The organism is Acidimicrobiales bacterium, assembly GCA_036491125.1.
Lineage (GTDB): Bacteria > Actinomycetota > Acidimicrobiia > Acidimicrobiales > AC-9 > AC-9.
Map to the genome: position 1 here is coordinate 1 of DASXCO010000174.1, position 9,897 is coordinate 9,897.

9 protein-coding genes are annotated in these 9,897 nt (G+C 68.1%); 5 read left to right on the plus strand and 4 right to left on the minus strand.

Features of this window, described 5'->3' with window-relative positions; translation table 11 throughout:
- Positions 1-115: 115 nt before the first annotated feature.
- Positions 116-679: a TIGR03086 family metal-binding protein gene (locus VGF64_13765; protein HEY1635824.1), complete on the minus strand. Its 564-nt coding sequence runs from the start codon at positions 677-679 to the stop codon at positions 116-118.
- A 495-nt stretch (positions 680-1,174) separates the two neighbouring features.
- On the opposite strand from VGF64_13765, the gene VGF64_13770 reads away from it, so the two are divergent.
- Positions 1,175-1,531 carry a nuclear transport factor 2 family protein gene (locus tag VGF64_13770; GenBank protein HEY1635825.1) on the plus strand — a complete coding sequence of 119 codons (357 nt, stop codon included), beginning with the start codon at positions 1,175-1,177 and terminating at the stop codon, positions 1,529-1,531.
- A gap of 129 nt (positions 1,532-1,660) precedes the next feature.
- On the opposite strand, the gene VGF64_13775 is transcribed toward VGF64_13770, so the two are convergent.
- Together VGF64_13775 and VGF64_13780 are read right to left on the minus strand one after the other, a co-directional pair.
- Positions 1,661-1,924, minus strand: a complete 264-nt coding sequence (locus VGF64_13775) for a DUF4242 domain-containing protein (GenBank protein HEY1635826.1) — start codon at positions 1,922-1,924, stop codon at positions 1,661-1,663.
- Positions 1,915-5,502, minus strand: a complete 3,588-nt coding sequence (locus tag VGF64_13780; protein ID HEY1635827.1) for a BTAD domain-containing putative transcriptional regulator — start codon at positions 5,500-5,502, stop codon at positions 1,915-1,917. The genes VGF64_13775 and VGF64_13780 overlap by 10 nt, the downstream gene beginning before the upstream one ends.
- A gap of 165 nt (positions 5,503-5,667) precedes the next feature.
- On the opposite strand from VGF64_13780, the gene VGF64_13785 reads away from it, so the two are divergent.
- From VGF64_13785 to VGF64_13800, 4 genes are all read left to right on the plus strand, one after another.
- On the plus strand, positions 5,668-6,024 hold the full coding sequence (locus VGF64_13785; GenBank protein HEY1635828.1) for a cupin domain-containing protein: 357 nt from the start codon (positions 5,668-5,670) through the stop codon (positions 6,022-6,024).
- Between the two features lie 143 nt (positions 6,025-6,167).
- A complete protein-coding gene (locus VGF64_13790; GenBank protein HEY1635829.1) occupies positions 6,168-6,977 on the plus strand; it encodes a class I SAM-dependent methyltransferase in 810 nt (269 codons plus the stop codon).
- Positions 6,978-7,042: 65 nt separating this feature from the next.
- Positions 7,043-7,603, plus strand: a complete 561-nt coding sequence (locus tag VGF64_13795) for an OsmC family protein (protein ID HEY1635830.1) — start codon at positions 7,043-7,045, stop codon at positions 7,601-7,603.
- 35 nt (positions 7,604-7,638) lie between these two features.
- The gene (locus VGF64_13800) at positions 7,639-8,886 is read left to right on the plus strand and encodes an NAD(P)-binding domain-containing protein (GenBank protein HEY1635831.1); all 1,248 of its coding nucleotides are present in this window, start codon (positions 7,639-7,641) and stop codon (positions 8,884-8,886) included.
- A 479-nt stretch (positions 8,887-9,365) separates the two neighbouring features.
- Here VGF64_13800 and trxA read toward each other — a convergent pair whose 3' ends face one another.
- Positions 9,366-9,662 (minus strand): thioredoxin, encoded by a 297-nt coding sequence (gene trxA / locus VGF64_13805; GenBank protein ID HEY1635832.1) that lies wholly within the window; start codon positions 9,660-9,662, stop codon positions 9,366-9,368.
- Between the last annotated feature and the right edge of the window lie 235 nt (positions 9,663-9,897).

Consider the following 9,897-nt stretch of genomic DNA (forward strand, 5'->3'; position numbering starts at 1 on the left):
CCGGGCCCCTGGCCCGCGGGCATGGGGAACCACCACACCCCATCTGCATGTGGAGGGATCCTGGCAGGCCCGGGTGACGCGGACGGCCGGCACGGGGTGAGGGGACTGGCCTCCGTCAGGCACGCCGACCGAAACGGGCAAGCAGCAGGGTCTGGGCGTCCGCGTGGCCGGGCACCGGGGGCGGCGCGGCGATCGCACCTGCACTGCGGTAAGCCTCCTCCACGGCTTTGAACCAGGTCGCGCAGGACGCGACGAGCTCTTCGTCCAGGTGCTCGTCCGCGCCGATGGCACGAGCCAGGTCCCACGCGTGGATCAGGTGGTCGGCGAACAGCTGCAGGGTGTACTCGCTGCCGGGGAAGTCGCCGAACGACAGGTGGACGATCCGGTCCATCGCTCCGTCGGCTTGGACGGCGCGCACCGCTCCGGCACAGGCCGCGGTCCAGGCGGCCTTTGGCTCGGAACCGAGCACGTCGCCCTCGAAGCGGTCACCCACCTCGGCGATCGTGGATCCAGCCAGCAACGGCGGCGCCCACAGATCCTCGCCGGCCAGATGGTTCACCAGGTCGCGGACCGTCCAGTCCTCATCCGGGGTCGCGGCCTGCCACTGGTGGTCGCCGATCTGCCGGACGCGGGAGTCGAACTCCGCGACGGCGCGGCCAAACATCGCGGGGATGTCCATGTGCCCCTCCCTGCGCCTGAACGTATACCCACCTTAGGCACAAGACCACGGTGATGGCACGACAAGCATGAGCTTGGACAGGCCTGGGGCGCGGGTGGCGACGAGCGGGACGATGAGTTCACCGAGGCGCCCGGTCCGTCTCTCCAGGAGCACCAGCACGCCGCCACAGTTCCCCGCCGCAGGACACCACCGGCGTAGCCGGGCACGTCGCCGGGACGGGGGCGCAGCGCCGCGCCGGTCCGCCGGGTTTCTCCTGCGTGAGCCGTGGTGCGACTGCGGACCGCGGGCGGGCATAGCCGGTCCTGCTGCCGCCCGAGGATCACGACGGTCGCAACGTCACCCGGGTCGCGAACCAGGCCCGCACCGGCAGGTCAGCGCATAATTCCGGCCGGCCGCTGTGTGGCTGGCAGGCTCCGGCGCCGGTTGCCTCAGTAGCTCGCAATGCCTCATGGCGTGTCCTGACCCGCTTACGGCAGCGGCTGCAAAGATGGCCGCATGCACACTGTTGATCCTGTCCTTGATCTGATGGACCGCTTCACCGCCGCCCTCAACTCCCATGACCTTGATGCCACCATGGCCCTCGTCGCCGACGACATCGTCTTCGAGTCCACCTCGCCACCCCCCGACGGCACCCGCTATGAAGGGCGGGACGCGGTGGGCCAGATCTGGGCAGAGATACTGGCTGCGACGCCCCAGGCCCGGTTTTCTGTCGAAGAGCAGTTCTCCGACGGCTCGGGACGCGCCGTCGTGCGATGGCGCTACGACTGGGCCGACGGACACGTGCGTGGCGTCGATATTGTCCGGGTCCGAAATGGCCAGCTAGCAGAAAGCCTGGCTTACGTCAAGGGCTAGTACGACACCGCAGCGGACCGGAGCGCCCCCGGCCGCGGCTCGCGCCGCGCGCCCAGTCCATCGCAGTGCTCGTCACGGCATCAGGCGGTGCTGATGGGGCTGATCGAGTGGCACGGAGAACTCGTCGCTTCATCCGTCCGCTGAGCGGTGGAGCGGGCTCGCCGCCCAGACGTTCTCGAACGGGACGCCCGCGGTTCGGTAAACGCGTCTGACGGCTTCGGCGTTGTCGGCCTCGTAGACGCAGACGCAGCGAGTTCCGTCGGTGGAGATGTATGAGCTGAGCCATGTCACCTCGTAGACGGGAAGGCATGGTGATACCTTGTCGGCTACCGGGCTGCCTTTGCTCAGGTCGATCGGGGGATCGAACCGCTCCTCCACCATGATCACTGCCATTGGTTGCCTCCCTGCTTTTCTTTACCTGACTGGATGAGGCGCTCGGCGTCCCGCAGCAATGCTTCCACGTGGCTGGGTAGCCTCCCAGGTACGGACGCCGCCGCCTCGACAAGGTGCAACGCTGCCTCGTCGAGGGCGCCACTTGCCGCTGCGGTACAAGCGAGCACCGCCCGGGCACGCGCTCCCTCCAGCGGCCGGGCCACCTCGGTTGCGACCTGGAGCCCTCGCAGGGCCCGCGCCGATGCTGCGGCCGGGTTGCCGGCGCGGTACTCGATTTCGGCGGCGATACCGAGCAGGTCGGGCGTCAGGAAACGGGCATCGATTCGCTCCAGGTCGGCAAGGGAGTCGTCGAGCGATTTCCCTGCACCGGATTCGCGGCGCGCCAGCGCCTTCAGCGCCGTGATCGCTTGTGCATAGCCGCGCTCACTGCCCTCTCCGAGTTTGGCGGCCAGTGCGTCGAGGAGTTCGCACAGTGGCTCAGCCGACTCGGGTTCCCCTGCTTCGAGCTCGAGGAGGGAGAGACGGGCGGTGCATTCGAATGTTGCCCAGTGGTCGCCGCGTGCCGTCGCTAGCTCTATGGCCCGCTCGAGGGCGGCGCGCGCCTCGCTGAGTTCGCCTGCCCATGCCCGCACGAGACCGAGCCCCCATTGATACTGGCATGACACCGCGGCCAGGTCGTGGAGCACACCCAGCTGCTCGAATAGCTGGTAGGTGCGCTCCATGTCGATCTCGAGGTAGGCGAGGCAGCGAGCGCCTTCGAGGAGCGGCTCGATGCTCGTTCCGCTGGTGCTCTCAATGATGTGAGCAGCGCGCTGGAGTAGCGCGCGTGCCCGAGGGATGTCACCCCAACCCCAGTGGTAAGCGCGGGCGAGCAGGTGCAGCCCGGCCGATAGCTCAGCGTCCAGCTCGAGTCGTTGCGCCTCGGTGCACAGGCCGGTGAGATCACGGGCCAGCTCTCCGGGATCATGAAGGCGCATGCCGGGGTGGAGCAGAACGCGGATGAGCTGCAACTCGACCGGGACGCGCCGCTCGGGAGCCAGGCGCCGGGCGTGGCGGCGCCCGAGCACGACGTGCTCGGCGGCTTCGTGGTAGGCGACCAGCCGCAGGCATCGCTGGGCGGCCCGAACGCAGGCCTTTGCGCAGGTCTCGCTGTCGTCGCCGGCATCGGCGTGGCGCGCCGCGCCGGCTGCCAGACCGTCGTCGGTATCGACCAGATCCGCGAGGACGGTGCCAATACGGGCGTGCACCATCGTCCGGCGCGGGGTCGAGATCCGTTTGTAGGCGGCGGCACGCACCAGATCGTGGCTGAAGTCGTAGGTACCCTCGCCAGTCGGCTGCAACACGCCCTGTCGCTCGAGCTCGCCCAGGGCTTCGAACAGTTGACCGCCATCCTCATCGACGATCAGGCCCAGCACCGAGGGGTTGAAGCTGCGACCGAAGGCAGCCATCCACGGCACGAGCGTGGCAGCTTCCGGACTGAGGCGACTCAGGCGGTCGCCGATCAAGGCATCGAGCCGGCTGGACAGCGGTTCATCGCCCCGGGCGAGAGCCCGGGCCATCTCCAGCGCGAACAACGGGTTGCCGCCGCTTGCCTCGGCGATCCGGATGGCGTCGGCGCCAGGAGCAATGGCGGCGGTGAGCTCGCCAATCGTCGACGTTGCCAGCGGTGCCAGCGAGAGCTCGCTGAGCCGGTCATCGCGCCGCAACGCTTGCACGATGCGAGAGCACGCGTCGTTGTCGCCGAGCTCGGCGGACCGCGCCGCAGCGACAAACCGCACTGGCCGATCGCCGAGATGGCGGAGCGCGAAGTGCAGCAGCGAAACAGACTGCTCGTCCAGCCAGTGCAGGTCGTCCACGACAACAGCCAGGAGAGCTGACTGCGACATCAGCCGCAGGACGGCGGCGACGCTGTCATACAACCGGTTCGGGTCTTCGAGGTCGACGCTCCGGTCGGACACCTCCGGCAGGAGCGGGGCCAGGTTGGCTCGGGTCGACACGTCGAGTGAGGGCAACTCGACCGCGCGGAGGGCATCGACCCAGAACCCATAGGGCCGACCTCGTTCGGCCTCAAAGCCCCGGCCGGCGATGACCAAGCCTCCCCGCACCCCGACGTGCCGCTGCACCTGCTCGATCAGTCGCGTCTTGCCGATGCCGGCCTCGCCCACCATCAACAGCAGGCGCGCCTCGGGCTGAGCGGTTTCGTCGAGGAAGCGGACGACTACGTCCCACTCCTCGATGCGACCGACTAGCGGTGACGAGCCACGCGCTCCCCGGCGGACCGCTGCGACCGGGCGTGTCCGCAGGAGTTGGTCGAGGTCGTCGCGTTGCTCCAAGATGGCCCGCTCGAGGTCGCGCAGCTCGGCGCCGGGATCGAGCCCGAGTTCGTCGGCAAGGACCGTGCGGGCGCGCTGGTAGGCGCGCAGCGCGTCGGCCTGGCGGCCCGACCGGTACAGGGCCAGCATGAGCAGCCACCACAACCTCTCATGCAGCGGATGTTCAGTCACGGCAGCTTCGAGTCGCGCCACCGCTTCTCGGTGACGACCGCCGGCGATCTCGGCTTCGAGTTGGAGCTCCAGAGCCACCGCCCGCAGCTCGCGGAGACGGTTGATCTCGGCCTGTGCGAACGGCTCGAAGACGACATCGGCCAAAGGCTCGCCCCGCCACAGTGCCAGCGCGTCGGATATCGCCTGTCGCGCCGATTCCGCATCGCCGCCATCGCGGGCGTCGCGGGCGCGATCGAGGTACGCCTCGAACTCGGCCACGTCGACCGTCAGGTGGTCGATCACGAGGCCGTAGCCTTGGCCGGCGGTCACCACGACATCGGCACCGAGGACACGGCGCAGCTGCGACACGTAGTTCTGCACCACGCCCGCTGCGGTCGCAGGGGGATGCTCACCCCAAAGGTCGTCAATGAGGCGGTCACGACCCACGGTCTTGCCACGATGGATCAACAGGTCGATCAGCAGCGCCCGCTGCTTGGGGCTGGTCGGCTCGACCCGTTCACCGTCCCGGCTGACCTCAAGCGGTCCGAGCAGACCAACGCGCAGCCGCCTACCAGCCCCATGAGGAGCGGCGGGCTGACTGACGAGCGTCACCCCGAAGGCGACGACGGGGTCGGCAAGGCCTTTGAGCCTCAGCCGCTCCAAGGGGTTGAAGCCGACCCCGCCGAGATGGCCGGCCAGCGACCGGACGAGGTCAGAGACCACGACTTGACCGGGCCGCGCCGCGGCGCATAGCCGGCTGGCGGTGTCGACAACGGTACCGTAGACGTCGCCGCCCTCGACGATCGGCTCGCCGACGTCCACCCCGACGCGCACATCCAGGTCGGTCCCCGCCGTGTGGTCTAGGATAGCTAGCCCGCAAGCGAGAGCGTCGCGCGCCGAGCGGAACAGGACCAACATGCTCTCGCCGGTGGTCGTGACCCCATAGCCACGATGTTCGGCTACGGCCCGCCGAACGGCCTCGAAGTGCTCCCGCCGCAGCCGGTTCGCCTGGTCGTCGGCCCAAGCACCCGGCACGGCCCAACCCGTCAGGTCGGTGAACAGCACACATACCGGCTCGTCGTTCCTGAGCGACATCGCCCTCAGCGCCTCATCCAGCGTTCCAGGCAGACCACAAGGAAAGGATAGGGCGGCTGCCGGCGCGGGTGCCTCCGCTGGCCTGAAGCGAGCCTGAAGCCGCCCTCCAGCAGCGAGCGCGATGGTTGTCTCACCAAACGAGCAACTCTTACTTAGGAGCGACCCATGGCCGGTATCGAGAGCCGAGACTTCAGCAGCCCTGACGAGACCCGCACCCCCGACAAGGCCATTGTCGAGCTGGTCAACCTCGCCGGCGGCCAGATCGGCCGGTATACCTTCCAGCCCGGATGGCGCTGGTCCGAATGCATCAAGCCCGTCGCCGGCACCGACAGCTGCCAGGTTGACCACATCGGCTACGTCGTGTCCGGCGGACTAGGCCTCCGCCACGACGATGGCACCGAAGCGCAGCTCAAGCCGGGTGACGTTTACCGCATCAGGCCTGGTCACGACGGCTGGGTCGTCGGCAGCCAACCCACCGTGGTCGTCGAGTTCCAGGGTGCCGCCACCTACGGCAAGGCCTGATTCACAAGCCTCACCCATGCTCGCCTCCACCCGGTAGCCACGCCCGCATCGGCAAAGCCCATCCCGGAGTCGACAGCGAGGCTGAGCCGGTCCGTCAGTGACGGCGCCACGGTTGTCCCCCAGCCGATCCAAGGAGAAGTCCCATGACTGCTTCCGACACGACTCCCGCCAACGCCGAAACGGACTCCCGCCAACAGCGGCGGGCTGGCCGCGATTTCACGCGGATCGACTCGCTCGGCGTCCTCCATGGCGAGCTGCTGTGCGAGGCCGTCGATGTCCACCCGGGCGAGACGGTGCTCGATGTCGCCACCGGCAACGGCGCCGCCTGGCTGGCCGCGGCCCGCCGGGGGGCGGACGTGACCGCCACCGGCGCCTTCGACCATGTCCTAGACCCCGTCGCCGAAGCCTACGGCTTCCCGTCGCATCTCCAGGTCGCGGACGCCCAGGACCTTCCCTTCGACGACGACACCTTCGACGTGGTGCTCTCCGCGTTCGGGGCGATGTTTGCCCCCAACCAGCAGCGCGTGGCCGACGAGCTGGTGCGGGTGTGTCGGCCGTACGGGCGGATCGGGATGGTGAACTGGGCGCCGGCCTCACTGATCGGCGACGTGCTGCTCGCCGTTGACAAGCACGTGCCGCCCCCATCCGGCCTGCGATCCGCGATCGAGTGGGGCTCCGAGGACCGGCTGCGGGAGCTGTTCGGCAACCGCGTCAACGCGCTGCGCATCAAGACCAGCCCGCTCACGTTCCGCTACCGCTACCCCGAGCACATGCTCGAGTGGTTCCGCAGCTGGTATGAGCCCACCAAGATCGCTTTCGCCAGCCTCGACACCGACGGTCAGGGCCGCCTCGCCGCCGACCTGACCAGCATCTATACCCGCTTCAACGGCGCTGACGACGGCACCCTCGTCGCACCCAGCGACTACGTCGAAGTGGTCGCCGTCGTTCGCTAGCCCTCGAAGGCCAACCCACCCAACCATGTCGGCCTGGCCGACGTTCTCCCAACCTGGAGCAACTCATGACAACCACAGCAACCCCCGTGGACAACGGCGTGAACGTCGAGTTCCTGCGGTCTGCCCGCGAAGCGCTGACCGCCGAGCCCGAGGGCGCCAAGTTCCAGTGGCGAGTGACCAATACCTGGGTCAGCGGCACCCACAGCAAGAGCGCCGTCAAGGCCTTCTTCGGTCTTGGCGAAGAGCAGAGCCACCGCACCGAGTTCCGCTACGACGGCGACCATCCCGAACTGTTCGCTGCCGACGACAACGGCGCCAGCCCGGTGGAGCTCGTCTTGGTCGGGCTGGCCAGCTGTCTCACCGCCGGCGTGGCCGCCGTCGCCCAGTACCGCGACATCCAGCTGCGCTCGGTGTCGGCCACCCTCCAGGGTGACATGGACGTGCGAGGCATCCTGGGCGTCGACACCGATGTGCGCAACGGCTTCAGCGGGATCACCGTCACCTACACTATCGACGCTGACGCCACGCCCGATGAGATCAGGGCACTGGTAGCGCAATCGCAGAAGCGCTCGGCCGTCTACGACATCATCACCAACCCGACAAACGTCACGGTCGAGGTCGGCTGAGACCCGGTCTCGGTCTCTGAGCGGGAGCGGGTCTGATGCGGAACACAACCACGGTCATCGTCGGCGCCGGCCAGGCCGGGCTGGCCATGAGCCGCTGCCTAACCGGGCAATCGATCGATCACGTTCTCCTCGAGCGAGGCGAAGTGGCCAACTCGTGGAGATCAGGACGCTGGGATTCGCTCCGCCTGCTCACGCCCAACTGGCAGAGCCGGCTACCCGGCTTCCGGTACCAAGGCGACGACCCGGACGGATTCATGACCATGCCGGAGGTGATCGACTACCTCGGTGCCTATGCGGCGGCGATCGAGGCTCCCATCGAGACGAACACTCTGGTCACCTCGGTGCGAACCTCCGGGGATGGTTATCTCGTCGCCACGAGCGAAGGCGAGTGGCGCTGCCGTACCGTCGTGATCGCCGGAGCATGCCATAGCCCTGACGTGCCAGCGGTGGCCGAGGCAGTGCCCAAGGACATCGCCATGCTGACACCAGCGCAGTACCGCAACCCGGACCAGCTGGAAGACGGAGCGGTGCTGGTCGTGGGGGCATCGGCAACCGGTATCCAGCTAGCCGACGAGATCCAGCGATCGGGCCGCCCCGTCACCCTCGCCGTGGGCGGCCACGTCCGAACGCCGCGGCTGTACCGGGGCATGGACATCATGTGGTGGCTGGAGGCGGCCGGGATCCTCGACCAGCGCTACGACGAGGTCGATGACATCGTCAGAGCTCGAAGCCTTCCCTCCTTCCAGCTCGTCGGCTCGCCCGCCCGGTCGACGATCGACCTCAACACCCTCCAGCGCCGCGGCGTCAAGCTTGTGGGGCGGCTCGCGGGTATCAACAACGGAACCGCGCAGTTCTCCGGCTCGCTTCGTAACCAGTGCACACTGGCGGACCTCAAACTCGCACGGCTGCTCGACACGATCGACGAATGGGCGACCGGCCACGGCCTCGACAACGAAACCGAACCACCCCACCGCCTCGCGCCCACCCACGTCCAGGAATCACCCCCACTGCTTGTCGACCTCACCAGCGGACACATCAAGACCGTCATCTGGGCCACCGGGTACCACCCGGACTACTCCTGGCTCCACGTCCCGGTCCTCGACAGCAAAACCCGGGTCCGCCACGACGGCGGCGTGACTGCCTGTCCCGGCCTGTACCTGATGGGAATGCCGTTCCTCCGCCGCCGCAAGTCAACCCTCATCGACGGCGCAGGCGATGACGCCCGCGACCTCAGCGACCACATCTCCGAACACCTCGATAACGTCGTGAACGGAAAGCGCTAAGCACCAGCGGACCACGGTCGGTTCGGCGTGCAGTGGCTCGGTCTGGATAATATTCATGGCAGCCCCGCAAGGAGAATGGCGCATCTGCCGCTGACAGGGTCGAGCTAAGGGAGCCCGTGAAGACGATGCGATGCGGGCCGCAGCGATCACCCCACACCGCCTGGATACCGGTGCGGCGCCTTCGCCCGGCACGCGCCAAGAAGCGGTATCGGCGGCCAGCACTGCCGCCACCCGGCACTGCTGGTGCGTGTGTGGCGGCCGTGGGCGGTCACGGAAAAGCTCAGATCCGGAGAACCGGACTGTTGCCGTGTCGTGTCCCGAACTGGCTGATAGGAGCGCGGTGACCAGTGAGAATGATGCTGACCTGTGCCGTACCGAGTCGGCGATCGGGTCACCGAGGTAAAGGGCATTCGGCTTGGCGGCAGGCACGAGCGGCCCGGGAGGCGCCGGGCGCTGACGCTAGGTGCAAACGCCCGGCATTAATGCTCAGCCGACGGCGAGCGCATTGTCGACCCAGGTCCGCAAGGTGGCCAGGGGACGGCGCCGGTCTGCCGGGCGGCTACTTGCCCGTGGCGCAGGACCAACAAGGTCGGGATGGCCTGGACCCCGAAACGCTGAGAGATCTGCGGCGAGGTGTCGACGTTCACCTTGACCAGCTTGACCTTGCCTGCCAGGTCGCGGGCGAGCTTCTCGAGCGCGGGGCTGACCATGCGACAGGGCCCGCACCACGGTGCCCACAGGTCGACGACGACCGGGATCTTAGCCGCCTTGGCCACCTCGGCGAAGGTGGCGTCGTCAGCGTCGGCGATCTACGGCAGCGGCTGATGGCACTTGCCGCAGCGGGGCGTCCCGGCCGCTGCAGCCGCCACCCCGTTAGCGGTGCCGCAGTGCCCGCACCGGACAACCCCGCCTGTCATGGCTCCATTATCCCCAGCCTGCACAGCGCCGTCACCGACCGTTTACCAGCCTTCTGGCATCACTCTTCGTGAGGAATGCTCGACTGGTTAACGC

Excerpts from the sequence above, each read along its gene's own strand:
- VGF64_13785 (HEY1635828.1), top strand. The coding sequence starts at position 5,668 with ATGGCCGGTATCGAGAGCCGAGACTTCAGCAGCCCTGACGAGACCCGC.
- VGF64_13790 (HEY1635829.1), top strand. The coding sequence starts at position 6,168 with ATGACTGCTTCCGACACGACTCCCGCCAACGCCGAAACGGACTCCCGC.
- VGF64_13770 (HEY1635825.1), top strand. The coding sequence starts at position 1,175 with ATGCACACTGTTGATCCTGTCCTTGATCTGATGGACCGCTTCACCGCC.
- VGF64_13795 (HEY1635830.1), top strand. The coding sequence starts at position 7,043 with ATGACAACCACAGCAACCCCCGTGGACAACGGCGTGAACGTCGAGTTC.
- VGF64_13775 (HEY1635826.1), bottom strand. The coding sequence starts at position 1,924 with ATGGCAGTGATCATGGTGGAGGAGCGGTTCGATCCCCCGATCGACCTG.
- VGF64_13765 (HEY1635824.1), bottom strand. The coding sequence starts at position 679 with ATGGACATCCCCGCGATGTTTGGCCGCGCCGTCGCGGAGTTCGACTCC.
- VGF64_13800 (HEY1635831.1), top strand. The coding sequence starts at position 7,639 with ATGCGGAACACAACCACGGTCATCGTCGGCGCCGGCCAGGCCGGGCTG.
- VGF64_13780 (HEY1635827.1), bottom strand. The coding sequence starts at position 5,502 with ATGTCGCTCAGGAACGACGAGCCGGTATGTGTGCTGTTCACCGACCTG.